This is a genomic window from Duganella sp. Leaf126 (genome assembly GCF_001423125.1).
In the GTDB taxonomy this organism is placed as follows: domain Bacteria; phylum Pseudomonadota; class Gammaproteobacteria; order Burkholderiales; family Burkholderiaceae_D; genus Rugamonas.
In genome coordinates this window covers 451,190-476,862 of record NZ_LMNW01000031.1, presented here as the reverse complement: position 1 = coordinate 476,862, position 25,673 = coordinate 451,190, and the positions used below count along the sequence as shown (strand labels likewise).

The window sequence follows — 25,673 nt, the reverse complement described above, 5'->3', positions numbered from 1 at the left end:
AGCCAGTTCGGTGTGAAGTAAATTTCTGGCGGAATGCTTTTAAAGTGAACCAAGGATGAATAGCCGTCTCTGAACTGTGCTGCGAGCACTGATTCAACAACTCCACGTTGGACAAATTTGGCTCCCGGCTTGCCCGCTTAGGTGCCTTGCTGAGGACCTGAATGATGGTGCGTGACGCAAAAATCACCATCTGAAGGACGTATGCCGGAGGGCGCCAAGGACTTAATACGCGCCTTCTTTGACCAGTAGTACCTTCACCGTGCGGATTAAAATAACGATATCGGTAAATAGTGACCAGTTCTTGACGTACCAGGCATCTAGATTTACACGTGTTTCGTAGCTGACATCGTTTCGACCGCTTGTTTGCCAGAGTCCGGTAATGCCTGGCCGCGCTTCCAGGTAGTAACCAACCTGTTCCCCATAACGTTCAAGTTCTGCACGAATTACCGGACGTGGGCCAACCAAGCTCATCTGGCCTTTCAACACGTTCCATAACTGTGGCAGCTCGTCCAAGCTGGTCTTGCGCAGGAAACGGCCAATCTTGGTGACCCGTGGATCATTCTTGAGTTTGAAGTCGCGTTCCCATTCTTCACGAGCTGCGGCGTCATTTTCCAGCAATTCCTTAAGCAGCACGTCGGCATTGACGGCCATCGTACGGAATTTGTAACAGGGGAATGGCACACCATTCTGACCTATACGCATGTGACCAAAGAACACGCCACCTCCTCCGCCCAGTTTTACCTGGATCGCTACCCAAAGGAAAAGTGGAGAGGTCAGTGCGAGTAACAGCGCTGAACAGAACACGTCGAACGCCCGTTTGAGCATCTGTGGCCCGCGCTGTGCGAGGTTGTTCCGCATACCCAGCACCATGACGTCATGGGCGAAAAAATGATTGATCGACATGCCATGCAGCGGAAGACCACGTAGTGAGGGGACGATCTGCAGATTGGTGCAATCGCGGCTCAGTTGCTGAATCAGCATTTGCGAGGACTCCATGCCGCCTTGGTCCAGTGCAAGCACGACATGAGGAGAGCCAAGTTGTTTGAGGGTAATTGCGGTTTGCGCGCCCAAATGTAGACACGGTACCGATCGCCCGCGGCGGTCGTGATACTGAACAGAGGTGGTTGTGCTGCCTGGCAAGTCGAGGAAGGCAATTAGATGGTAACCCATCAAGCGTTCTGCTTCGAAAACGCGCGCGGTTTCTCTTGCATTGGCGCCGGTGCCCACAATGACCATTGGTCTGCTCCAGCTGCCGTGTCTCAGCATGCTGAACTTGAGCAGCGCCCGCAGCGTCAGCAGCAACGCCGGCGCCGAGATCCACTGGACGAGCGGTAACAAGCGAGGCATCTCCCAGCCGCTGAAAAATGCCAGCGCCACCTGGGCGAAGAATAAGCCACCGCATGCATGTAACATTTCGCGTACCTCGCGGGCGTACGGCTTGCGCTTGCTATAGTGACCTTGGTTCCAGAACAGTACCAGAGCTACCGGTGTCAACATCAACGACGACAACACTCCACCGGCTTTGCCAGCACCAGCAACTCCGCTCGCCATCAGCAATCCATGGCCCAAGGCAACGGCCAGCAACAGTGCCAGCAAGTCGCTGGTCAGTAATAAGCTACGTTCGGCAACTTTACTGGCATGCCAAGCTTTGTTTGGCAGGAGAAATGCGTCTATCGGTTTCATGCGTCGCTACTCCTTGCGGAAAGAAAATTGACGCAGAAATCGGTATCATAAACGCGTCTTGCATGCGGCAGGCTACGACGGCTTGCGCCGTTGGAGTGTGAAATCACGGTGTCAAATGCGACCAGACGATCGCTTCGGTTTGTTGTGGAAAAAAGAAATCTTAAACGTTAAAACATTGTACCGATCAGGGTCAAACTCTGCAATTTCGCTCATGTAACATTCTAAATTCGTCAAGTGAGCGATGTTGCGGAGCAACATGATACCGTTAGCGAGAAAACGTAGCGAATAAAAAGCAGGCAAATAAAACAACTCCGGTGATACTAAGGAGTAATACCGCGCCGGCAGCGCAGTCTTTAGCTAACCCGATCGCGGGGTGAGGTTCGGGATGCAAATGATCGAGCGCATGCTCGAGTGCGCTATTAAATAACTCCGCGGCAAGTACCAAGCCGCAGTTGAGCAATAGTAAGGCCCACCAAACGGGAGCGGGTCGGAGCCAGAGCAGTGTCAGTATTACACCTAAGGTAGCGACGGTTTGTTGCCGCATACTCATTTCAGCGCGCCATGCGCTGCTGATGCCGTGCCACGCAAACCCTAGGCGCCTGTGGAAGGGCTGGTTCTTCATGGGGAAAGCAGAGAAACAGCGGCCGGCCCGTAGGCCTGCCGCTGTACGCTGGCATTACCGTCGATCCTTCAGGACGGTAGCGACAGGGGACAAATTAATGATGGCTGGTAGCGTGGTGGGTGGTGCCCGAATTCGAATCCGAAGCAGCAGCAGCCACAGCAGCAACAGCAGCACCGATAGCAACCAGGGCACCGGTGCTCAGGCCAGCGGTGCCGGCTGCGCCAGCAGCAGCTGGTGCTGGTGCAGGAGCTGGTGCTTCAGGAGCGGTTTGAGCGAAAGCTTGACCGGCGGCGAATGCCAGAACTGCGGCAGTGATAGCGATTTTTTTCATGAGGGTCCTCAAAGTGGAGTAAAGAGACGTCTTGACTACAGCAGGCATTGTACCGGCTTTTACTAATCAATCAATTGGAACAATAGAATAATTTCTAATGTGCAATTTTTTTCGCGCATCTGCCGGCGTATTTCTTACTGAGAGTCATCTTCCTGTGACAAGGTTGGCAACGCCAGGTTGAACCGTTGTCATTCGACATGGTAACACCTGGCAAGCGCGCACCATAGGACTGGCGTGCTGCAATGCAACCTATTTCTTCTTAAGGCAGCTCATCCGGCGCCGGCATGATGCGCACGCCATGCAGATCTGCGCGGTTTGCAGGACCGCCGACGCCGCCCGCGTCGCCGTACGAGGTATTACTTTTCAGGTAGCTCATATTATAAAAGTCTTGCAAGGTGAGGCGGTAACGGCCCGGTTTCAGCGAGGCGCGCAGTGGCGTCGAGTACGATGGTCCTGCGCTTTCGGGCGAGTGTGGCATTTGCACCACGCCGGCAGCGACTTGCCGGCCCGCTTCATCGCTGACCGCCATCCACTTCACGCCACCAGTGATGCCCAGGTTGACCTGGTGCGCGGTGTTTCGATACAGCAGTTGCAGCACATACTTGCCGCCGCGCATGATGTCGACGTCGCGCACGGTAAAAGTGTCTTGCGGCGCGCCCCAGTGCGCAATGCGGCCCCCATCGACTGCCGGACGCGATTGCACCCGGGCGTCGTCTACGGCAATGGTCTGGCCGGCCTGCACGCAGACGGGCGCACTGTGATGGCTGCGGTTACCGGAACTGGCGTACATGGCTTCCACCGCGTAGCAGGCATTGCCTGCCGTACCGGGCGCGCGGTCGGTCCAGGTGCTGGCCGTCAATCCCGTTGCGACCGGCTGGCCGTTGCGATAGACGTTGTACACCACACCCTGGGCATTGCCAGGATAGGCGATCTGCACGGTCGTGGCGCCGGTGACTGGGCCGGCAGCCAGCGTGGCGCGCGGCTCGAACGGCGCGTACAAGGCGGGATCGACGTGGAGCGGTGTGCCATCGACGCGGCGGATGGCCTGCTGGCCGGGCAGGAGCTGGCCCAGGCGCACTTCGATGTGGTTGTCGTCGGACAGTGCCGACCAGTCCAGCGTCGCGCCGGTGCGCTTGCCATTGACGGTAATGCTGTCGATCGCATAATAGCCTTGGCGGTCGGCCGGTGCCGCTGCCGGCAGCCGCAACTGCACCTGCAGGCGCTTGCCGCGCAGCTGCAGATTGTTCAGGGTGACGGCGTCGCTGGCGCCGAACGCTTCGCGCCGTAACTTCGCGGTGACGAACGGATGCAGCACGATGCCGGTGTCGGTGGTGCGCACGCCGAAAATCTCGCCCACTACCATGCCCAGGTAACCGCCGATCGACCACAGCATCTGACGCGAATTGACCACCGGACCGCTGAGGTCGGCTTTTGCCTGTTTATCGGTCAGCAGCGGCTGGCCCGACAGCCATTCGAAGTTCTCCATGTTCGACAGGTTCAGGGCGGCGCCGCGCAGCAGTGTGTCGTAGGCGGCGTCGGCCACGGCCACGTTGCCCGTCATGGCCGCTGCACGCAGGCCGTGGGCCGTGACGAATGGCCACATGGCGCGGTTGTGGTACACCGCCACCCCCTGTTGCTGCGGGAAGATCACGGGCGCGCCCAGCGGACCGTGCGGATAGTGGGCCAGGATGCTCTGCGCCTGCGCGGTGTCGGCGATGCCGTGAATGATGGCCAGCGACTGGCCCAGCCAGTCGTACTTGTATAGCGCCGCGCCATCGAAGTGGCCGGCCGTCAGGCTGCTGTACATGCCGGTGTCGGCCTGCCAGAAGCGACGGTTGATGGCAAGTTTCAGTGCTGCCGCCCAGCCGTCGTAGCGGCGCGCCAGCGCCGCGTCGCCCTGTTCGCGGGCCAGCCTGGCGGCCAGCGTCAGCGCCTGGTAATGGGCGACGTTGGTCGACAGCGCTTTCGACGTCGCCATGCTGGCCAGGTCATCGGGTATCCAGGCGGCGTAGCTTTGTTCGCGCCAGTCGAGGAACGATTGCTCGCCCGTGTACAAGCCGTCGCCTGTGTCGTAGGCGGCCAGGCGGTCGTTCTCGATGGTGTTGCGCAAGGCCTTGAGGGCGGTGACGGCAAACGCCTGGCGCTCGGCGGGCGGCAGCGCCTTCAGTGCTTCGTCGGCGCCGAATGCCCAGCTCATGCGGTCGGTACTGACCGGCCAGCTGCCGCCGCTGCCCGTGTCCTGGACGATCTGCAGCCCGTCGGCACTGCCCGCCACCTGCGCCCCGGGCGTCACACCGGCGCGCCAGCCCGCCAGCTTGAAGGTGAGCGAGTTGCGTACCCGTTGCGGATCGAGCATGGCCAGCGACAGCGCCGCGGCATAGGACAGGTCGCGCGTCCACACGTAGTGCCACAGCTCGCCCGTCTTGAAGCAATCGCAGGCAATCGGCTTGCCGCCGTTGTAGCTGCCGTCCTGGATCTGGCTGACGGCGTCGCGCCGCATTTCCGCGCCAGCCAGGGCAAACAGGGCGTCGAACGCCAGGCTGCCGCTGCGGACGGTGGGTAATTGCGCAGTTTCCTCGTAGCTGGTTTCCTGCTTGCCATCAAGGTGCTGACCCTGGCGCACGGGCTGGGTCGTGATCTGGGTGTAGTGGCGCAACAGCGCGTGCACGTCGGGCGTGCTCACGCGCACGGTGTGCGCTTGCCCGTGCGGGGCAGGGTACACCACGCTGGTGCTGGCGGGGCTGGCAGCGGCCGCCAGGGGCATGGCGAGCGCCACGCACAAGGCCGGTGCCGGCAATCGGTGCAAAGTCATGAGGTCCTCGTCTTCGTTCGTAGTCGTACTACACGGCGCTCGCATCAGGCGATGAAGCGCCGCAACTTTACTGAGCGTTTTGGCATGTGGTTTCAGAAATTGCGCATTTTCAAGCGAAAAACTGTAGTTCTGCTACAACCACTTGCCACATTTATTGTAGCTGAAATACAACGAGAATCGCTTCCTTCCCGGGGAGGCGCAGTATTGCGTCACTATGAATCTGTAAGTGGCACGAAGTTCAATTGACACTGAATCTAGTTTTAATACAAAATTCTTTCTGGAACGTCTATAGAACGTTATTTTTCTGCTTCCTCGTGTAGTCGCCACCCAAGTGCGCCATGACCACGGGGAAATTACTAGTGTCGTACAGAGGGGACATCAATGAGTATCTTTGCCAACAAGCGCAGCCCTGCTGCGTTCCAACTCAACCCGGTCGCTGCAGGGTGCGCGCTGTTTGTCGCCGCCTTCGCCATGCCCGTCATGGCGCAGAGCACTGCGCCCGAATACGTTGCCGATGCGCAGGCGCCTGTTGCATCGGTGGTGGTGTCGGGCATCCGTCGCGGTATCGAGGACGCAATCTCGGTCAAAAAAGATTCCAATTCCATCGTCGAGGCGATTTCCGCTGAAGATATCGGCAAGCTGCCGGACGTCAGCATCGCCGAGTCGATCTCGCGCCTGCCGGGCCTGGCCGCCCAGCGCGTGGCCGGTCGTGCCCAGGTGATCAGCGTGCGCGGCCTGTCGCCGGACTTTTCCACCACCTTGCTCAACGGCCGCGAGCAAGTCTCGACCGGCGACAACCGCAGTGTCGAATTCGACCAATACCCGTCGGAGCTGATCTCGGGCGTGACCGTGTATAAAACCCCGGACGCCGGCCTGGTCGGCCAGGGCCTGTCGGGCACCATCGACATGCAGAGCGCGCGTCCGCTGGCGTTCTCCGGCCGCACCGTGGCGCTCAATGCCCGCGGCGAAAAAAATTCGCTCGGCAAGATCGGCAACGCCAAGGATACCGGCAACCGCTTCTCGGCCAGTTACATCGACCAGTTCGCCGACCGCACGATCGGTATCGCACTGGGCTATGCCCACCTGGAAACTCCGCTTCTGACCAACGAAACCGGCCTGTACGAACCATGGAAGCGCGATGCCCGTGCCGGTCTGCCGGCAGGCACGTTCGCCTCGGACGGCATCAAGGCCGTGGCCCGCAGCGGCACCAACCAGCGCGACGGCCTGATGGGCGTGCTGCAGTACCGCCCGAACAAGCAGTGGACCAGCATGATCGACGCTTACGCGTCGCGCTTCAAGGCCGAGGAAACCGCCAACCAGCTCGAGATTTCGCTGTCACAAGGCGAGTCCAACTACAACCCTGTCGTGGTCAACAATGGCACCATCGCCGGCGGCACGCTCAACAATGTGCGTCCGCTGGTGCGCGGCATGTATAACAAGCGCAAGGATGAGATCCGCGCAATCGGCTGGAGCAACGAATACAAGTCCAGCGACTGGACCATCTTCGGCGACCTCAGCTATTCGAAAGCCAAGCGCAACGAGACCGGCCTGGAAAACAATCTGCAATACAGCAATGGCGGCGCCTCGGCCCTGCTGGACAATGTCGCCCTTGGCTACGGCAATGGCGGTTACTCGCGCCTGACGACCGGTCTCGACTACAGCAATTCCAACAACCTGTACGTTGGCAACACCATCTACGGCTCCGGCTACGGCAAGGTGCCGCGCGTCGAAGACGAATTGAAAGGCGCCAAGCTGACCGCCAATGTGCGCGCAGCAGGCGCGCTGGAAAAAGCGTTCTCGAGCTTCGACTTCGGCGTCAATTACGCCGACCGCAGCAAGAGCAAGCGTCAGGCCGAAGGCGCGATCAACCTGGTCGGCGGGCCGGTCGCCGTTCCGGGCAACCTGCAATACGGTGCAGCCGATCTGGGCTTTGCCGGCGCCGGTTCGATCCCGACCTGGAATGTGCCCGGCTTCGTCAGCCAGTACATGTCGTTCCTGCCCAGCGAAGACCTGACCTACCTGATCCCGAAAGCGTGGACCGTCAACGAAAAAGTCATCACGAGCTTCGCCAAGGCCAATATCGACACCGAACTGTCGCCAGCGGTCAGCCTGCGCGGTAACATCGGCGTGCAGATGCAGAACACCAAGCAGTCGTCGGACTCGCGCTACCTCGACAACAGCAAGCCGGTCGGCAGCCAGATCCAGCCCATCCACGATGGCAAGAGCTACACCGACATCCTGCCTAGCATGAACCTGGCGTTCGGCTTCGATAACCAGCAGACCGTGCGCCTGGCACTGGCCAAGCAACTGGCGCGTCCGCGCGTAGACCAGCTGCGTTCGGCACGTGAAATCAACGTCGACCTGACCAAGGGCGAACCGAACGGCAGCGGCGGTAACGCACAACTCGACCCATGGCGCGCCAAGGCGTTCGATATTTCGTACGAGAAGTACTTCGACAAGAAAGCCTATTTTGCTGCAGCAGCCTTCTTCAAGAAGCTTGATACGTATATCTTTACGCAGACCCGTCGCACCGATTTCTCGACCTACTTCCCGGCCGACTTCCTGATGACCAATGGCCAGCCACTGCGCTCGACCACCGGTGACTTCAGCGCTGCCTACAACGGCAAGGGCGGCATCCTGAAAGGTGTGGAACTGTCCGGTTCGTTGCCGCTGAATATGCTGACCAAGACCCTGGACGGCTTTGGCGTCTCCGCCAGCGCCACCTACACCGACAGCAAGATCACGATCGAGGATCCGAGCGGCAGCATCGGCAACAATATTCCGCTGCCTGGCCTGTCCAAGCGCACGACCAACCTGACCGCATACTACGAGAAAGACGGTTTTGAGACCCGTGTCAGCCAGCGTCGTCGCTCCGATTTCGTCGGCGAGATCGGCAACTTCTCCAACGACCGGGCGCTGCGCTACGTGGTCGGCGAGAACATCATCGACCTGCAGGTCGGCTACACCTTCAACACCGGCGCCATGAAAGGTGTGGGCCTGGTGCTGCAAGTGAACAATCTGCGTAACGCCGCCTACGAAACCTACAACGGCGACCGTGCCCAGCAGCTGGAATATGCAAAATACGGCCGTACCGTGATCGCGGGCATGAACTACAAGTTCTAAGTCCTCCCTGTTTTAAACTGCTCTCTCCGCAGTGTATTTGGGCCTCTGCCGGGAAACCGGCGGAGGTTTTTTTACAAAAATTTAGCAGTATATCGTTCTCTGGACGCGGGTCACAATTTCAGCACATTCCCGTTCTGACTTTCTCTACCTCAGTGAACTCGCACCGGCCGCGCCGATGCCCACCGATGAGCAGGATCGTGCGCGCGCGTCAGCCACGCGGTAGGACATTACATTTTCCGACTTTGCTTTAGCAGGCGTACGCGATAAAAATCGTAGAAACATCGCGAACCCAATAGGACAACGTGCGCCGCTGCTACTAACGGAAAAATCAGTCGGCCACGCAGGCTCTTATCCCAACGATGGTAGGTGAAGGCCTGCAGCCCTACCACCAATCGGCGCCAGAAAGGCATTGTACGCATTGCAAACTTTTGGGCCTCGTATCCGCTTTTTCTTAGTTTCGGAATATTCTCTTCTACAAAGCACGTGTTCGAGCCGTGTACCCGGTATTGCGCCACAGGTTCGTTCAGGTAACGTAGCGTACCTTTGGTGCTGAGTTGGTAATACAGCTGCATATCTTCGCAAAAAATATCGAGATTCAGCACCGAGTCGGAATCAGGATTGATGACTGCCTCCCTGCGACAAAGCAGGACCGAGCCATAAACGTTCCAGCGGAAAATCAGTTCCCAGGGCAGGGTTCGGACATCTGCCAACGCCGCACGCGAGCTCGGCCTTCCAAGCTCTGCAATCGCGCTCGTTCCGGTAACCCTGCTCTCGCCATCAATCGGGATGGCGTCGCCGAATACGGCCATCACGCCAGGCTGCCGCAGTAACGCCATGCGCTTGGCGATCGAGTCGTGCAGCAGAACGTCATCGCTGGCAACGACTGCAATTGCTGAGCCTGTACTTCTGCGCAACAGGCGATCGAACGTGGTGGTAATGCCCGCGTTGGACTGACGATCGAATTCAATGCGCGCGAAACGATGGCCGTGCTTTTCTTTCCAAGCAGTGGCCAGTGAGAAGCCGTCATCCGATGATCCATCGTCAATCAGGATAAGTTCGATATTTTCGGCGCCCTGCATCAGAATGCTATCAAGGCATTCTTCGATGTAGCGGGCGTGATTATACAAAGGGATGAGTACGGAGACTAAGGCGCGGGTGTCGTCGTATCGGTTACGCATGCGATGTTTCCATTCTTTTCATTTCATTTTTGACCAGTATCGCCATGATTGCCCAATAAGCGAGATAATTACATGCGTAAGCCATTGCCACGCCCTGTATGCCGTAGCGCGAAGTAAACGCTACTGTAAGCAGATAAAAAGATATTGAGAATGCAATTTCAGTAATCACGAAAATACGCACCATGGCTCTTCCCAACAGGATGTAGCTGAGTATCCATGAACCGATCTTTAGAATATCGCCGGTCGATTGCCAGAAAAAAAGATCGCGCATGGGCGCGAATGCACTGGAAAACAGCCGGGCGGTAATGAAGTCTCGCAGCAGATACATCACCACAGCGGCGACTATGACTATGGGCAGGACTACACTATAGACTTTGATGATTTCTGCTTTTAACTCGAGCCGCGATTTGATCTCTGCTATGCGAGGTAAATAGTACATCGACAATGTCAGTGTGACCAACATCAGGTAAATTTCGCTGATCTTCCAGGAAGCTTGCCAGTAACCGGCTGCGTCCAATCCCAGCGTCGCCGACAAGTGGTTACGAATGAACATATAGGATAGCGGCGCCATCAATGCAGACGTCAGACCCATCAACCCGAAGCCGGACAGTTCGCGGACCGTGCTACGTTCTACTTTGCCCCATAAAAACGCCGCCTTGAACCACGCACGCCTTGAAACAAGCGCTGCAGTGGCAAGCAATGCGGCAGCCGGACTGATGGCGATTGCCAGCAGGGCGCCATATAACCCTCCCAGATAAGTGAGCGTTCCCACGACGATCAGGCTGAGCAGGCTACCGATGATGTTGGCGCTGACATAAATAGAGACTTCCTTTTTACCGTTGATGATTGCCAGCAAAAGATTGTTGACGGCGATTGCCGGCAGGGCTAAACCGAGTCCGATGAATACAGTGCCCATATCGGCGCGCTCCAGCAGGCGACCGGAGAACCACTGATGGCCAATGATGAAGGTAAGGCTGGCCAGTAATGTCGCCGACAACGTTAGCTTGATCGCCGTCTGCCAAAGGATGTGCTGCTGCTTGACATCATCGAAATGCTGGGCCGTCCCCTTGGTAATGCCTGGTCCCAAGACGCCGCCGCCCACACTGAGCGCGACTGCCAGCGCGTTCTGAAACTGTCCGATCATTGCATAGCCGGCGGGTCCCACATACACGGCCAGCACCTTGTTGAGGATCATCGCCGAGCCGACTTTTACCGCAACTGCGATACCATTTAAAAAGCTCGATTTAATTAGGCTCATTGCCGCGCCGTACGTAATAAGGTATTAGAGATGTAATGAGCATTCGAACGCCAAAAGAGATTATTAATATTCATGCCATTACGCCGTTATCTTATTCAAACAGGGCAGGAGCGCAGAAATACCGGATTTTGTGATTTAGCAAGTGCTGCTCGGCACATGCAGAAATCTGTGAGGCAAGATTTTAACATTGTTTGTTGGTTCACCCTGTCGCCTCTGGTACCAATGAGGGCGGTGCGGCGCGCTTAATGAGTACTGCCGAGCACGCGGTCAGAGAGGTGCAGATGGATCGCGCGGTGCAGCTGAAAAAGCCGCTGTTCGCATAGGGAACCGCGAAAAACCTACTGCGCGACCCGCTTTCGCCTCTCCGGTGCTCAGCGTACCTCCGTACGCTTGCGCTACGCAACATGATATTGGGCCGCTCGCGACGATTTTTCGAGGTCCCGTGGGGGGGGGCAGGCCAGCGGTTGCTACCGGCCAGCCTACGATGATGTAATGCTAGAGCGTGATGGCGATTTGGCGCGACGTGGCTGTGTCGACCGGCAAGGTCAAGGTCAGCAGCTTGCTGGTGGCATTCCATTTAAAGGCAAGCGGTTGCTCGCCTACCTTCACGGTCGCGGGCTTGCTGGCCACGTTATGCACGCTGACATCGAACCCGCGCGCTACGCCCGCTTGCTGCCTGCCCCTTTCCGTGTCGATGCGCAAGGTCAGCGTGCGGCCTTTCAGCGTACTGGCAAACCGCAGCAATTCATACTTGCCCTGCTCATAGGCCTGCGCGGTCACGCCGTCGTCGTCGTACAGCTGGCCGCTGCCGGCGGTGACCGAGGCGTCGTGGTAGTAGTGCAGGGCGATGCGGCGGGTGCTGTAGTCGCGCGTGGTGGGCACCACGGCCGTCATCGGGATGAAGGCGCCGGCGCGCACGTAGACCGGGAGATGGTCGGGGCGCAGGGCCACGGTCTCGCTGGCGCCGCCCGCATGGCGTTCGCCCGTGTAAAAGTCGAACCAGGCGGCGGTGGCCGGGAAGTACACCTGCGCCGTGGTGGCGCCCTTGGTCAGCACTGGCGTCACCAGCAGGTCGTGGCCCCACAGGTAAGTGGACGACATCGCCTGCGCTTTCGGGTTGTGCGGCTCCTCGTACACGATCGGGCGCATGAGCGGCATGCCCAGCTGGTTGTTCTCGAAGCCGAGCGTGTAGTTATACGGCAGCAGCGCATAGCGCAGGCGGATCGCCTGGCGCGCCAGGGCGCGGGTGGCGGCGTTGCGGTACACGGGTTCGGACGGCACTTCCTCCTGCGCGTGCGGGCGGAATACGGGCTGGAACACGCCGTACTGCAGCCAGCGCGCATACAGCTCGTCGTCCTCGACCGGGTTGGCGAAGCCGCCCAGGTCCGAGTGCATATAGCCGGCGCCCTGCATGCCCATCTGCAGCGCGATTTCCGGCTGCGACTGCAGACCGCCCCAGCTGCGGTCGACATCGCCCGACCACGGGATGATGCCGTAGCGCTGGGTGCCCGAGTAACCGGCGCGCATCAGGATGAACGGGCGTTCGGTCGGAAAGTCCTTCTGGTAGCCCTCTGCCACCAGGCGCGCCCACTGGTGGCCGTAGATGTTGTGCACTTCGTCGGCGCTGCCGGTAGCGTGGCGCATGGCGGTGGGGTGCAGTTCCGGTTCGCCGAGGTCGCCCCACACGCCTTTCACGCCCTGCTGGCGCAAGCCCTTGTAGATATTCCACAGCCAGTCGCGGCCCGGCGCGCCGAAGATGTCGATCAGGCCCGTGTGGCCGAAGAAGAAATCGTAGGACAGTGCCTTGCCGTCCGGCCCCGTGCCGAGGATGTGCTTGTCCAGCGCTTCCTGCCAGCGGCCGGACGTGTTGACGATGAACGGTTCCGAGATCACCACCGTCTGCACGCCCTGCTTCTGGAAGTCGGCAATCATGCCGGTGGGGTTGGGGAAGTTATCCTTGTCCCAGTCCAGGTTGCCCATCGTGCCCTTGACGTCCTTGCCGAACCAGTACAGGTCGAGCACGATGGCGTCGAGCGGGATGTCATCGCGCTTGAATTGATCGACAGTCTTGCGCGCCTCGGCTTCGCTGTGATAACCGAAACGCATGGCAAAGTTGCCGAAGGCCCAGCGCGGCGGCAAGGGCTGGCGGCCGGTCAGGCGCGTGTAGTTGGCGACGATGTCCTGCCAGCTGTCGCCGGCCACCACCTGATACGTTTTGCGCCCGCCGATGGTTTCCCAGGTCAGGCTGTTGTCCTTCTTGCTGTCGAAATCGAGGTAGCCGATCTGGGCATTGTCGAAGTGGAGCGCATACAGCCTGGACGACATGGCGATCGGCATGCCGTAGTTCAGCTGCTTCGAGGTGGCGCCGTAGCCGTAGTCGGCCTTGTTGTACAGGGTGAACCGGTTGCCGCGTCGGTTCATGCCCACGGCGCGGGCGCCGGCGCCATACAGCGCTTCGTCGGCGTCAAGCGCAAATTCGATGGCGTCGAGCTCGCGCGCTTCGCCCTTGTTGATGTCCTTGCTGCCGGTGGCCACATCGTCACGCACCTTCAGGTAGCCGCGCTTTTCCGCCACCAGCGGCTTGCCCTTGTAGCTGTAGCTGAGGCGAAACGGCGACTTGGTGACGGTAACCGCGATGCCGGGCGTGGCGTATTCGATGCGGTCGCCTTTGTCCTGCGCCGTGGCCGGCACGGTGTCCGGCGTCAGCACCACGGCATGCGAGGCCGGATCGGCCGTCTCGCCGGCCGGGATGAACGTGGTTTCCATGATGGCGGCCGAGTAGGGCTTGATCACGTAGCGGCCGTCGCTGGTGCGGATATCGAGCTGGCCGCTGGACGCGACCATCGCTTCGAAGCGGCGTTCGGCAGCAGTGGCCGGGGCCAGCGCCAGCACAGCCAGCGGCAGGCCGGCGGCCAGATGGGGGAGGGAAATGCGTATCATGGTGAGTGGTGTCCCGTCATTTTGTTGTTTGGCTACATTCAACTACAAAAACTGGCAGTAAGCCCCTGTTTTTCGTCATTTTACTAGGGAAAACTTTGTTTGACACCGGTGTGCCAGCATGTTATTTTGCTACAAATTTTAAATATTCGGGACGCGCAGCATGCACGCACACAGCAACAAGCCACTCCTGTCGTTCTGGCAGTTGTGGAATATGAGTTTTGGCTTCTTCGGCATCCAGTTCGGCTTTGCACTACAGAACGCCAACACCAGCCGGATCTTCTCCACCCTCGGCGCCGATCCCGACAATTTATCGCTGTACTGGCTGGCCGCCCCGGTCACCGGGCTGCTGGTGCAGCCGGTGATCGGCTACCTGAGCGACAATACCTGGCACCCGACCTGGGGCCGGCGCCGGCCGTTCTTCTTCATGGGCGCGCTGTTCGCGTCGATCGCGCTGTTCCTGATGCCGCATTCGTCGGCGCTGTGGATGGCGGTGGCCGTGCTGTGGATGCTCGACGGTGCGATCAATGTCTCGATGGAGCCGTTCCGCGCCTTTGTCGGCGACAAGCTGGGCGCGTCGCAGCAGACCGCCGGCTTTGCCATGCAGACCTTCTTCATCGGCTGGGGCGCGGTGATCGCTTCGCTGCTGCCGACCATCTTTGCCGATTACCTGGGCGTGTCCAACGTGGCGGCGCCTGGCGCCATTCCCGATACCGTGCGCTACTCGTTCTATGCCGGCGGCGCGATCTACATGGGCGCCGTGCTGTGGACCGTGCTGACCGCCAAGGAGTTGCCACCGGCCGACATGGCAGCGTTCCGCGCCGAGCAGCGACGCAACAAGGGCCTGCTGCACGCGCTGCGCGAAATCCTGGCCGGCTTTATCGGCATGCCCAAGACCATGGTGCAGCTGGCGGCCGTGCAGTTCTTCACCTGGATCGGCCTGTTCGCGATGTGGATCTATACCAACGTCGCCATCGGCAAAAACGTGTTCGGCACCACCGACGCCCAGTCGGCCGCGTTCCAGGCCGCCGGCAACCACGTGGGCGTGATGTTTGCCGTCTACAGCGGCGTGGCGGCGCTGGCGGCCTTCCTGCTGCCGCTGCTGGCGCGCCACACGAGCCGCAAATTCACCCACACGCTGTGCCTGGCCATCGGCGGTGTCAGCCTGATCAGCCTGTTCGCGGTGCACGATGTCCAGCTGTCCTACCTGCCGATGGTGGGCGTCGGCATCGCCTGGGCCAGCATCCTGACCATGCCGTACGCGATCCTGGCCGGCGCGCTGCCGCCGCAGCGCATGGGTTACTACATGGGCGTGTTCAACTTCTTCATCGTGATTCCGCAGATCGTCAGCGGCCTGCTGCTCGGTTTCGTGACCAAGCACCTGTTCATGGGCGAAGCGGTCAAAACCCTGATGCTGGGCGGCCTGTGCATGCTGGTAGCGGCCGTGTTGACACTGTCCGTTCAAGATAACGCAGCCCCTGAACGTTAATAATGTAATATTGCCCGTGAGATAAGTTCAATTACGGCAGCGCACGGGTCGAGGTATCCGCCGGCACAGGCGGAACGCGATCCCGGCGTCGTCATTCAATCACGCGGAGCGAACATGAGCATTCAAACGATCACCACCCAACCGATTTCCGGCCAGCGCCCCGGCACGTCCGGCCTGCGCAAGAAGGTTACCGTCTTCCAGCAGCCGCACTACCTCGAAAACTTCGTGCAGAGCGTGTTCGATACGCTCGGCGACGTCGCCGGCAAAACGCTGGTGGTCGGCGGCGATGGCCGCTACCACAACCGCGAAGCGATCCAGGTCATCCTGCGCATGGCCGCTGCCCATGGCTACGCCAGGGTGCTGGTGGGGCAGGGCGGCGTGCTGTCCACCCCGGCCGTGAGCTGCGTGATCCGCAAGCATGGCGCGGCCGGCGGCATCGTGCTGTCGGCCAGCCATAATCCCGGCGGCCCGGATGGCGACTTCGGCATCAAGTACAACATCGCCAACGGCGGCCCGGCCCCCGAGTCGATCACCGAAGCGGTCTACGCCCGCACCGAAGCCATTACCGCCTACCGCATCAGCGATGCACCGGCCGTCGATCTGAACGCGCTGGGCACCTCGCGCATCGAGCAGACCGAGATCGTCGTCATCGATTCGGTGGCCGACTACGCGGAACTGATGCAGGAGCTGTTCGACTTCGACGCCATCCGCAAGCTGTTCGGCAGTGGCTTCCGCATGTGCTTTGACGGCATGTCGGCTGTCTCCGGCCCGTACGCCAAGGCCATCATCGAAGGCATGCTGGGCGCGCCGGCCGGCACCGTCATCAACGGCGAACCGCTGGAAGACTTCGGCGGCCTGCACCCGGACCCGAACCCGGTCAACGCCGCCCAGCTGATCGAGATCATGGCGGCCGACGACGCGCCCGATTTCGGCGCCGCTTCCGACGGCGACGGCGACCGCAACATGATCGTCGGCCGCAAGTTCGACGTCACCCCGTCCGACAGCCTGGCCGTGCTCGCTGCCAACGCCACCGTGGCTCCCGGCTACCGCGCCGGCCTGAAAGGCATCGCCCGCTCGATGCCGACCTCGCAGGCGGCGGACCGCGTGGCGGCCGCGCTGGGCATCCCGAGCTTCGAGACCCCGACCGGCTGGAAATTCTTCGGCAACCTGCTCGACGCCGGCCAGGCCACGCTGTGCGGCGAGGAGAGCTACGGCACCGGCTCCGACCATATCCGCGAAAAGGATGGCCTGTGGGCCGTGCTGTTCTGGCTCAACCTGCTGGCCGTCACCGGCAAGTCGGTGCAGCAACTGGTCAGCGAACACTGGGCGCGCTTCGGCCGCAACTACTACTCGCGCCACGATTACGAGGCGGTGGAAACCAAGGGCGCCAATGAACTGATGGATTCGCTGCGCATCAAGCTGGCGACCCTGCAGGGGGCGGACCTCGGCCACTACGTGGTCGATTTTGCCGACGACTTCGAATACACGGACCCGATCGACGGCTCGGTGTCGAAGAAGCAGGGTATCCGCATCGTGATGACCAACGGGTCGCGCATCGTGTTCCGCCTGTCCGGCACCGGTACCGAGGGCGCCACCCTGCGCGTGTATCTGGAGCGCTACGAAGCCGACCCCGAGCTGCACCATCTGCCGACCCAGCAAGCCCTCTCGGCCCTGATCCTGATCGCCGAACAGGTGGCCGGCATCGAAGGCTGGACCGGACGCGCGCGTCCGACCGTCACCACGTAACACACCATAAGGAAGACAGCATGAAATTGACACGGTGGACCGCGATGTCCCTGGCAGCGACGACACTGGCCCTGGCCGCAACCGGCGGCAGCGCCGCAGCCCAGCCCACCGGCGTCAAGAAGAAGGGCCCGCCGCCGCTGGTGGCGGGGGCGCCCGCCAAGGCGGTGCAGCCGTTCGTGTGGGAAAACGCCACCGTGTATTTCGTGCTGACCGACCGCTTTAATAATGCCTTTACCGGCAACGACCTGGCCTACGGCCGCCGCAACGACGCCGCGCCGCTGCGCGGCTTCATGGGCGGCGACCTCGCTGGCCTGATCAACAAGATCAACGACGGCTACTTCGACCAGCTGGGCGTGACCGCGATCTGGCTCACGCCGCCGGTCGAACAGATCCACGCCGGCACCGACGAAGGCACCGGCAAGTCCTACGGTTTCCACGGCTACTGGGCCAAGGATTTCACCACCGTGGACGCCAACCTCGGCACCGAGAACGATTTCCGCAACCTGGTCGAAGCAGCCCATGCGCACGGCATCCGCGTGATCCTCGACGTGGTGATGAACCATACCGGCCCGGTCACCCCGATCGATCCCGTGTGGCCGCAGGACTGGGTGCGCACCGGCCCCACCTGCACCTACAAGGACGCCCGGACCACGATCGACTGCACGCTGGTCGACAACCTGCCCGATATCCGCACCGACAGCAACGCCGAGGTGGAACTGCCGCCGCAGCTGGTGGAAAAATGGCGCCGCGAAGGGCGCTACACCCAGCAGATGCAGGAGCTCGACGAATTTTTCGCCAAAACCGGCTACCCGCGCGCGCCGCGCTACTACCTGATGAAGTGGCACGCGGACTGGATCCGCAAGTTCGGCGTCGACGGCTTCCGCGCCGACACCGTCAAGCACGTGCAACCGCAGGTATGGAAGGAATTGCGCACGGTTGCCGATGCGGCGTACGACGACTGGAAGAAGGCCAACCCGGACAAGAAACTCGGCGACAAGTTCTACATGACGGCCGAGGTCTACAACTACGAGATCGCCCACGGCCAGACCCACGATCTCGGCGGCGGCACTGTCGCCAACTATTACCAGCAGGGCTTCGACAGCCTGATCAACTTCGGCCTGGTGCGCGACGCCAACCAGGATTACGAGGCGCTGTTCTCGCGCTATTCGAAGATGCTGCACGGCGGCGCGTTACAGGGGTACTCGGTGCTGAACTACCTCGATTCGCACGACTTCGATCCGCCGTTCGACGCCGCCCGCAAGCGCCCGTTCGAGAGCGCGACCAAGCTGCTGCTGGCGCCCGGCGCCGCGCAGATCTACTATGGCGACGAAACCGCGCGCCGGCTCGACGCGGCCGGCGCTACCGGCGACGCCAAGCTGCGCTCGTTCATGAACTGGGACGAGCTGGCGAACAACGCGCAGCGCGACGGCTACCAGGTGGCCGACGTGTATGCCCACTGGAGCAAGCTGGGCCAGTTCCGCCGCGCCCACGTGGCGGTGGGCGCCGGCGTGCACCAGCAGCTGCAGGCCAAACCGTATATTTTCAAGCGCACTTACGACCAGAACGGCCTGCGCGACAAGGTGGTGGTGGCGCTCGATCTGCCGACCGACAAGGCCAGCGTCATCAAGGTCTATGGTGTCTTCGCCAACGGCGAGAAGGTGCGCGACTACTACTCGGGCAAGACTGCCGTGGTGCGCGGCGGCAGCGTCAATTTCGGCACCCGCAACCCGATCGTGCTGATCGGGCAGGAGTAGGGGGGCCTAGCGCACCAGCAGCCGGCGCCGCGTCGGCGCCGGCACCGTGGCAGGGTTGCACGGCTGGCGCGGCGCGCGCATGGCAAACGCGTGGTCCACCGCCTGCAGTGCGCCGTCGACGCCGAGCAGCGGCGCATCTTCTGCCATCTGCGTCAGGTCCTGTTCCCGGTGCCAGCGGCCGAAGTCGGCCACTTCCAGCGGCCGCGCGAACAGGTAGCCCTGCGCTTCGTCGCAGCCGGCGTCGCGCAGGAAGGCCAGCGCCGCGCCATTTTCCACGCCCTCGGCCACCACCCGGTGGCCCAGGTCCTGCGACAGCGAAATCATGGCCCGCACCAGGCCTTGCTGGCGCTGGTCGTTTTCGATATCGCGCACGAACGACTGGTCGATCTTGACCACGTCGGCCGGCATGCGCTGCAGGTACGCCAGGCTGCTGTAACCGGTGCCGAAATCGTCGATGGCCAGGTGGATGCCGGCCCTGGCCAGCGTTTCCAGCGTGGCCTGGGCCTTGGCCGGATGCTCCATGATGGCGCTCTCGGTAATCTCGAGCTCCAGGCAGTGGTGCGGCAGGCCGCGCCGGCGCAGACCGTTGACCACGCGGTCGGCAAAATCGGCTTCCAGCAGGTTGGCAGCCGAGACGTTGAGCGACAGCTGCAGCACCAGGCCTCTGTTGCGCCACGCCAGCTGCTGGTCGAGCGCCGTGTCGAGCACCCATGAGGTGGTCGCCTGGGCCAGGCGCGAGCGCTCGACGATGGGCATGAATTCGCCGGGGCCGATGGCGCCCAGCGTCGGGTGGGTCCAGCGCAGCAGCGCCTCGGCGCCCACGCAGGCGCCGCTGGCGATAGCGATACGGGGCTGGAACACCAGGCGCAACTGGCCGCTGCTCTCGAGCGCCGCGCCGAAATCGTTGAGCAGGCTGAAGCGGCGACGGTACATCTGGTCCTCGCCGAACGAGTACAGGGCCACGGCGCAGCCGGATTCGGTGGCGTCCTGCACCGCGCTCTGCGCCCGGCGCAGCACGCTCAGCGCATCGGTACTACTGAGATCGAACGGCACGATCCCGATGGTCGGCGTGGCCACGAAACGGGTTTTGACGGTGGCGATGGCTTGCGCGAGCTTGGTTTCGAGCAGGGGCGTGTACTGCTCGATCGGCATCTGCGAGCTGCTGAGCATGGCGAACTGGGTGGTGGCCACGTGGTAGACCTTGCGGCCCGGGCCCAGTTCGGCGCGGATCCAGCTGGCGGCGTCCGCTACCAGCTCGTCCAGATAGCGCGGGTTCATGGCGCGCACGGCGTGCGCCAGCTGGGCCGGCGTGGCCAGGTTGATCAGGATCGCCACGCGCTGTTCGCCATCCTCGCTCTCGCGCTGCAGGTCCTGGAAGTCTTCGATGAACTGGTTGCGGTTCGGCAGTCCGCTGATCGGATCGACGCGGCCGAGCGCGTGCATGATCTCGATCTGCGACATCACCATGGCCGCCAGGTCGCACAGCATGGTCAGTTCTTCCGGCGCGGTATCGCGCGGCGCGGTGCCCAGCACGCACATGGCGCCCAGGCAGTGGCCGTCGGCGGTGATCAGCGGCGCGCCGGCGTAATAGCGGATGCCGCTGGCGGCCAGCGGGCTGTCGCGGAAATGCGCGTCGTCCTGCAGGTCGGGAATGACCAGCAGCTCGGAGGTATCGGCCACATTGCCGCACGGCGCCTTGATGCGCGGAATCGACCAGTGCTCGACACCGACGCGCGACTTGAACCACTGGCGGTCGCTGTCGGTCAGCGAGACGGCGGCAATCGGCAGGTCGAACAGGCGCGCGGCCATGCGCGTGATGCGGTCGAACGCCTCGCCGGGCGGCGTGTCGAGGATGTTGAGCTTGTGCAGCGCATCGAGGCGCCTGGCTTCATCAGTGTGGCAAGAAATAGACATGGTGATGTTCGTTTTCGTGAGTCCTGCGGGGCAGCGTTGCGCCCTGGGCGGGACTTGCGTTGGCAACGTACTATTCAATGCGGGGGCAAGGCACTGAGGGAGCGCCGGCAAGCGCGCCGGCAGCGGGACAACCGGGTGTCAGTTGTCGGGGAGAGAATACAATCGATTGTAATAACGTGAGTGTTATTGCGCTCCTGAAATTAATAGTACCACGAATAAATTTTTCAGGCGCGCGATTGGCTTGCAAATGTGCACTACCGCACATTTGCGGGCGCGATCATCGGTTTGTCTTGTCAGCTCGTCATGGTTCGACGAACACCACCGCGCTGCGCGGCGGGACCGTGAAGCTGCCGGTGGCAGCGTCGTAGCGGGCGCCGGCGGCAATCCGGCGATCGGCCGCGCCGGCTTGCAGGTGCACCGGGTGCAGTGCATAGCGGCGTCCCTGTTCCTGGGTCACCGTGACCTGTTGTGTCACCTTGTCGGCGTTGATCACGTAGGTGAGGGCGTGGAACCGCGCCCCCGGGTAGCCGGCGCCGTCGAGGTGGCCGACGATCACGGTGGGCACCTGCTGCGGGCCGGTGTTATAGAAACGCAGACGCTGCGCCACGTCCTCCGCCGTGCGCAGGCGGAACAGGGTGCTGCTGGCGCGGATGGCCAGCAGGTCGCGGAAGGCGTCGCGCGACCAGGCGATGTCCTGCGGCGTGGGCTTGATGCGCTGCGCCTGCGCCAGCAGGGGGCGCATCAGCGGGTAGTCCTTGCCGTTGTCTGCCTCGGGCGGCAGGCCGGTGCCGAAATAATTGTCGCGATAGGTCCAGTCGAGGCGATTGAACCAGTCGCCCGATTCGAAGCTGTTGCGGTCGAGCGACTTGGACCGCAGGATGTCGAAGCCGGCATGGAAGTAGGGCACACCCTGGCTGAAGGCATTGATGGCCGCGCCCAGCATCTGCACCTGCGCCCGCTCGGCAGTGGAGGTGTCCAGCGGCAGCTTGAAGACGTTGATGTCGAACAGCGTCTGGTTGTCGTGGTTTTCCACGTAGTTGACGGTCTCGCCCGGTGCGCTGGCATAGCCGGCCGGCTGGTTGCCGCCATACGCCATGTCCTCGAGCCGCTTGACTGGCCCCTGGCGGGTCTGCATCGGGTAGCTGCGCAGCGAGCCGGCCAGGCCCACTCTGACCATGTCGGCGGCGTCCATCAGGTCGTCGCGCGTGCGCGGCGCCGGCGCAGACCGGGCCACGGCATTGGGGTCATACACGAGGCCATTGATCCAGCCCTGCTGGCTGGCGATCTGCGCACTGCCGTCGGCCGCGCCGCCGCCCCGCATGGCGTCGCGCGCACGGTCGCTGAAGGTGCCGATGCCGCTGCCGTTGAGCGAGAGCTGGGATGCCTGCACGAAGCGCGCGCCGTCGGCCACCTCGCCGAAGTTCCAGCCTTCGCCGATCAGGTTGATGTGACGGCCGGTCGCGCGGTTCACGCGCGCCTGCAGCTGCTCCATCGCCGCGCGCGGCTGGTGGCCCATCAGGTCGAAGCGGAACGAATCGATCTTGTAGTGCACCGCCCACAGGGCGGCCGAATCGATCATCAGCTTGGCCATCATCGGGTGTTCGGTGGCGGTGTTGTCGCAGCAGGTCGAGCGCTCGATCGCACCACGCGCGTCGAGCCGGTGGTAATAGCCGGGCACCACGCGGTCCAGCACCGAGCGCGGGTCCTGGCCGGCGACGAAGGTATGGTTGTACACCACGTCCATGCCGACCCGCAGGCCGATCCGGTGCAGCGCCTGCACCATGCGGCGGAACTCGACGATGCGGGCGGCGCCGTCGGCGGCGTCGCGCGCGTAACTGCCTTCCGGCGCGCTGTAGTGGTAAGGGTCGTAGCCCCAGTTATAACAGTCGGTGAATTTCACGGCGCCGATCGCCGCCTGCTGCGCCAGGCCGTCCGGGCGCAGGCCGGGCAGGGCGGCGATGTCCTGCAGCGTCGCCTGGCAGCCCTGTTCCGGTATCGTGGCGATGTCGTACACGGGCAGCAGGTGGATGTCGGTCATGCCGGCGCGGCTGAGCGCGGCCAAATGGCGCATGCCGTTCGAGCCGGTCTCGGTAAACGCCAGGTACTTGCCGCGGTTGGCCGCGCTGACGCTGGCGTCGTTGATCGAAAAGTCGCGCACGTGCAGTTCGTAGATCGCCATGTCCGGCTGCGCCTTTACGCGCTGCGGCACCGGCGTGCTGTCCCAGCCGGGCGGTTTCAGTGCGGCCGCGCCCAGGTCGGCGATGTAGCTGCGGCGCGAATCGGTGGTCAGGCTGACCGAGTACGGATCGGTGACCAGGTTGCGCACCAGGCCGGCGCCGGGCGCCACCACGTCCACCAGGTAGCGGTAATAGCGGCCTGCCTGCGTGCCCGGCAGTTGCGCCGACCAGATGCCGGTGGCGTCGTCGCGGCGCATGGCGGTCAGCGTCGCCGCGGCCGAGGTGCCGCTGGCATAGGTGCACACGGCCACCGCCTGCGCGGTGGGCGCCCACAGCTTGAAGCCGGCGCTGCGCGCGCCGACGGTCACGCCCAGGTCCGGCGCCTGGACAGCGCTGGCATACAGGTCGTCGAGCGCGCCCGGCAGCTGCGCAGCGGTGGCGTCGAGCACCGTGCCGTCCACTGCTTCGCGCACCAGCAGCACCTGCCCGGTCAGCAGCGCGCCGATGCGCGCGACATCGGCCGGCGCCACGGCCAGCAGCGGACCCTGGCCGATGAACTTGAAACGCCGGGCCAGGGCGTCCGGCGCCGGTGCAGCGGACGGCGCCAGCAGCAAGGCGCCGTCCGCGCCCTGCACGCGCTGGCCCGGGTCGGCGCGCAGCTGCGCGCCAGCCGCGTAATACAGCTTGAAGACGCCGGCGCGGTCGGCGCCCGGCCACTGGAGCAGCTGGCGGTCGAGCCAGTAGGCGCGCGCTTCGCTGCCGACACTGGCGGCGGGCGTGGACGATGGCGCTGCTGCGGGCGCAGCAGCGTGCAGCACGGTGGCGAACGGGCCGTCGCAATCGGCCAGGGTGGGGGCAGCGCTTGCCGCCGCACAGGTGAGGGCCAGCGCGGCGCCGGCAAATAACTTGGCCAATCGGGTCTCCATGATTATTTTTAAGTAGTGCCATTACAAAAAAGCCGGCAATTCTGGAAAATTGCCGGCCTATGGTAATGCAAAACGCTGTAGTTTTGGTACGAAACCTTGGTGCGCTACACCTTGCGGTAGTTGTCCACCATCTTGTAGCGCGTCGCGTACAGGGCGAACAGGCCGGCGCAGACCAGGGCAAAGGCGGCGAAGAAGAACATCTGGAATGCGCTTTGCGACAGGCCGGTGCTGGCGATATGGGCGCCGACCGCCTCGTTCTTGACGCCCTCGTTGACGATCAGGACCCACAGGTTACCCATGGTGACGCCGAGATACCAGAAGCTCAGGATGATGCCTTTCATCTGCTTGGGCGCCTGGCTGTAGGCGAATTCGAGGCCGGTGGCAGAGACCAGCACCTCGCCCAGCGTCAGCAGCACGTAGGGCAGCAGCTGCCAGAAGATCGAGACCCGGTCGCCGCCGTCCATCGACAGCTGGATGGCGCCGACCGCGATCCACGCCAGGCCCGACAGGGCGATGCCGGCGCCCATGCGGCGCAGCGGGGTGGGCGTGACGCCGAGCGCGCGCAGCAGCGGGAACAGCGCGATGTTGTTGAACGGGATCAGCAGCATCACCAGTATCGGGTTGATCGCCTGCATTTGCGCCGGCAGCAGTGTGAAGTCCCAGCCGAACAGCGACAGCTGCGGGCTGTGCATGGCGTTGGCCTGCACGATCCAGGTCGAGGCCTTCTGGTCGAACAGCGACCAAAACGGCGTGATCAGCGCAAACACGATCAGGATGCGCAGCACCGAGCGCACGCCTTCCACCGCTTCCTGCGTATGGGTGCCGCGTGCGCGGTCGAGCTGCATCGAGACGCCCAGGCAGCCGAAGGCGAGCAACAGCAGCAGCGCGGTACAGAAGGCGATCACGAAGCCGGAGTAGAACGGGATCACCAGCAGCGCCAGCACGGCAGCTGCCGCGCCCAGGCCGGCTACCACCAGTCCCGGCCGGCCCTGGCCGGCGCCGTGCGCGAGCAGGGCGGTGCGCGCCACGCTGCTGAACGACTCGGGGTTCGGCGCGGCCGGCGGCACGTGCACATACTTGCGGCGGCCCAGCCAGAACACCAGCGTGGCGAGCGCCATCAGGATGCCGGGCACGCCAAACGCCACCGACGGGCCGTAATCGCGCAGCAGCACCGGCATCAGCAGCGAGGCGAAGAACGAGCCGAAGTTGATGATCCAGTAAAAGGCGTCGAACACCAGCTTGGCGCGGTTCTTGTTGGTCTGGTCGAACTGGTCGCCGACAAACGCCACCACCAGCGGCTTGATGCCGCCCGAGCCGAATGCGATCAGCGCCAGCCCGACATAAAAGCCGTTGATGTCATGTTCGAAGATGGCCAGGCAGGCATGGCCGGCGACATAGATCAGCGAGAACCAGAACACCGTGTTGTACTTGCCGAAATACCGGTCGGCCAGCCAGCCGCCCAGCAGCGGGAAGAAATACACGCCGATGACGAACGTATGGAACACGTGCTTGGCTTCGCTGGTGCGGTGTTCGGCCGGGATGAACAGCAGCAGGGTACTGAGCAGGAACGGCGTGAGGATGTTGCGCATGCCGTAGAAACTGAAGCGCTCGCAGCCTTCGTTGGCAATGATGTAAGGGATTTGCCGGGGCAAGGGGCCGTTGCCGTCCCGCGGATCGGCGCTGCTGACGTTGCTGCTCACTGTACTTTTCTCCTGATTGATGT

14 protein-coding genes are annotated in these 25,673 nt (G+C 62.4%); 4 read left to right on the top strand and 10 right to left on the bottom strand.

What is annotated here, in order from left to right; translation table 11 throughout:
* Positions 1-222 precede the first annotated feature (222 nt).
* The 4 genes from wbaP to ASF61_RS15355 form a co-directional block, all read right to left on the bottom strand.
* Positions 223-1,683, bottom strand: a complete 1,461-nt coding sequence (wbaP, locus tag ASF61_RS15360) for an undecaprenyl-phosphate galactose phosphotransferase WbaP (RefSeq protein ID WP_056157347.1) — start codon at positions 1,681-1,683, stop codon at positions 223-225.
* A 265-nt stretch (positions 1,684-1,948) separates the two neighbouring features.
* Positions 1,949-2,305: a diacylglycerol kinase gene (locus tag ASF61_RS22895; RefSeq protein WP_082491718.1), complete on the bottom strand. Its 357-nt coding sequence runs from the start codon at positions 2,303-2,305 to the stop codon at positions 1,949-1,951.
* A 94-nt stretch (positions 2,306-2,399) separates the two neighbouring features.
* Positions 2,400-2,636, bottom strand: coding sequence for a hypothetical protein (locus ASF61_RS22890; RefSeq protein WP_082491716.1), 237 nt, complete (start codon positions 2,634-2,636; stop codon positions 2,400-2,402).
* Positions 2,637-2,895: 259 nt separating this feature from the next.
* A complete protein-coding gene (locus ASF61_RS15355; RefSeq protein ID WP_082491714.1) occupies positions 2,896-5,448 on the bottom strand; it encodes an esterase in 2,553 nt (850 codons plus the stop codon).
* 381 nt (positions 5,449-5,829) lie between these two features.
* Here ASF61_RS15355 and ASF61_RS15350 point away from each other — a divergent pair, with 381 nt between their 5' ends.
* Positions 5,830-8,571 carry a TonB-dependent receptor gene (locus tag ASF61_RS15350; protein WP_056157344.1) on the top strand — a complete coding sequence of 914 codons (2,742 nt, stop codon included), beginning with the start codon at positions 5,830-5,832 and terminating at the stop codon, positions 8,569-8,571.
* Between the two features lie 227 nt (positions 8,572-8,798).
* Here ASF61_RS15350 and ASF61_RS15345 read toward each other — a convergent pair whose 3' ends face one another.
* From ASF61_RS15345 to ASF61_RS15335, 3 genes are all read right to left on the bottom strand, one after another.
* Complete coding sequence (locus tag ASF61_RS15345) at positions 8,799-9,749, bottom strand: glycosyltransferase (protein ID WP_056157342.1); 951 nt, start codon at positions 9,747-9,749, stop codon at positions 8,799-8,801.
* Positions 9,742-11,007, bottom strand: coding sequence for an O-antigen translocase (locus ASF61_RS15340; protein ID WP_056157340.1), 1,266 nt, complete (start codon positions 11,005-11,007; stop codon positions 9,742-9,744). The genes ASF61_RS15345 and ASF61_RS15340 overlap by 8 nt, the downstream gene beginning before the upstream one ends.
* Before the next feature lie 495 nt (positions 11,008-11,502).
* Positions 11,503-13,947, bottom strand: a complete 2,445-nt coding sequence (locus ASF61_RS15335) for a TIM-barrel domain-containing protein (protein WP_056157338.1) — start codon at positions 13,945-13,947, stop codon at positions 11,503-11,505.
* A 160-nt stretch (positions 13,948-14,107) separates the two neighbouring features.
* Here ASF61_RS15335 and ASF61_RS15330 point away from each other — a divergent pair, with 160 nt between their 5' ends.
* The 3 genes from ASF61_RS15330 (at position 14,108) to ASF61_RS15320 (ending at position 18,933) form a co-directional block, all read left to right on the top strand.
* Positions 14,108-15,433: an MFS transporter gene (locus ASF61_RS15330; RefSeq protein WP_056157336.1), complete on the top strand. Its 1,326-nt coding sequence runs from the start codon at positions 14,108-14,110 to the stop codon at positions 15,431-15,433.
* 114 nt (positions 15,434-15,547) lie between these two features.
* Positions 15,548-17,179 (top strand): alpha-D-glucose phosphate-specific phosphoglucomutase, encoded by a 1,632-nt coding sequence (locus ASF61_RS15325; RefSeq protein ID WP_056157334.1) that lies wholly within the window; start codon positions 15,548-15,550, stop codon positions 17,177-17,179.
* A gap of 20 nt (positions 17,180-17,199) precedes the next feature.
* Positions 17,200-18,933 carry an alpha-amylase family glycosyl hydrolase gene (locus ASF61_RS15320; RefSeq protein WP_082491713.1) on the top strand — a complete coding sequence of 578 codons (1,734 nt, stop codon included), beginning with the start codon at positions 17,200-17,202 and terminating at the stop codon, positions 18,931-18,933.
* 6 nt (positions 18,934-18,939) lie between these two features.
* Here ASF61_RS15320 and ASF61_RS15315 read toward each other — a convergent pair whose 3' ends face one another.
* The 3 genes from ASF61_RS15315 to ASF61_RS15305 all read right to left on the bottom strand — a co-directional run bounded on the left by ASF61_RS15315 (position 18,940) and on the right by ASF61_RS15305 (position 25,650).
* Positions 18,940-20,847, bottom strand: coding sequence for an EAL domain-containing protein (locus ASF61_RS15315; RefSeq protein WP_056157330.1), 1,908 nt, complete (start codon positions 20,845-20,847; stop codon positions 18,940-18,942).
* Positions 20,848-21,148: 301 nt separating this feature from the next.
* Positions 21,149-23,950 (bottom strand): pullulanase-type alpha-1,6-glucosidase, encoded by a 2,802-nt coding sequence (gene pulA, locus ASF61_RS15310; RefSeq protein ID WP_056157328.1) that lies wholly within the window; start codon positions 23,948-23,950, stop codon positions 21,149-21,151.
* A gap of 104 nt (positions 23,951-24,054) precedes the next feature.
* A complete protein-coding gene (locus ASF61_RS15305; protein WP_082491711.1) occupies positions 24,055-25,650 on the bottom strand; it encodes an oligopeptide:H+ symporter in 1,596 nt (531 codons plus the stop codon).
* Between the last annotated feature and the right edge of the window lie 23 nt (positions 25,651-25,673).

Coding starts and splice junctions, on each gene's coding strand:
- pulA (WP_056157328.1), bottom strand. CDS start 23,950: ATGGAGACCCGATTGGCCAAGTTATTTGCCGGCGCCGCGCTGGCCCTC.
- ASF61_RS15320 (WP_082491713.1), top strand. CDS start 17,200: ATGAAATTGACACGGTGGACCGCGATGTCCCTGGCAGCGACGACACTG.
- ASF61_RS15330 (WP_056157336.1), top strand. CDS start 14,108: ATGCACGCACACAGCAACAAGCCACTCCTGTCGTTCTGGCAGTTGTGG.
- ASF61_RS15335 (WP_056157338.1), bottom strand. CDS start 13,947: ATGATACGCATTTCCCTCCCCCATCTGGCCGCCGGCCTGCCGCTGGCT.
- ASF61_RS15345 (WP_056157342.1), bottom strand. CDS start 9,749: ATGCGTAACCGATACGACGACACCCGCGCCTTAGTCTCCGTACTCATC.
- ASF61_RS15350 (WP_056157344.1), top strand. CDS start 5,830: ATGAGTATCTTTGCCAACAAGCGCAGCCCTGCTGCGTTCCAACTCAAC.
- ASF61_RS22895 (WP_082491718.1), bottom strand. CDS start 2,305: ATGAAGAACCAGCCCTTCCACAGGCGCCTAGGGTTTGCGTGGCACGGC.
- ASF61_RS15315 (WP_056157330.1), bottom strand. CDS start 20,847: ATGTCTATTTCTTGCCACACTGATGAAGCCAGGCGCCTCGATGCGCTG.
- ASF61_RS15355 (WP_082491714.1), bottom strand. CDS start 5,448: ATGACTTTGCACCGATTGCCGGCACCGGCCTTGTGCGTGGCGCTCGCC.
- ASF61_RS22890 (WP_082491716.1), bottom strand. CDS start 2,636: ATGAAAAAAATCGCTATCACTGCCGCAGTTCTGGCATTCGCCGCCGGT.
- wbaP (WP_056157347.1), bottom strand. CDS start 1,683: ATGAAACCGATAGACGCATTTCTCCTGCCAAACAAAGCTTGGCATGCC.
- ASF61_RS15325 (WP_056157334.1), top strand. CDS start 15,548: ATGAGCATTCAAACGATCACCACCCAACCGATTTCCGGCCAGCGCCCC.
- ASF61_RS15340 (WP_056157340.1), bottom strand. CDS start 11,007: ATGAGCCTAATTAAATCGAGCTTTTTAAATGGTATCGCAGTTGCGGTA.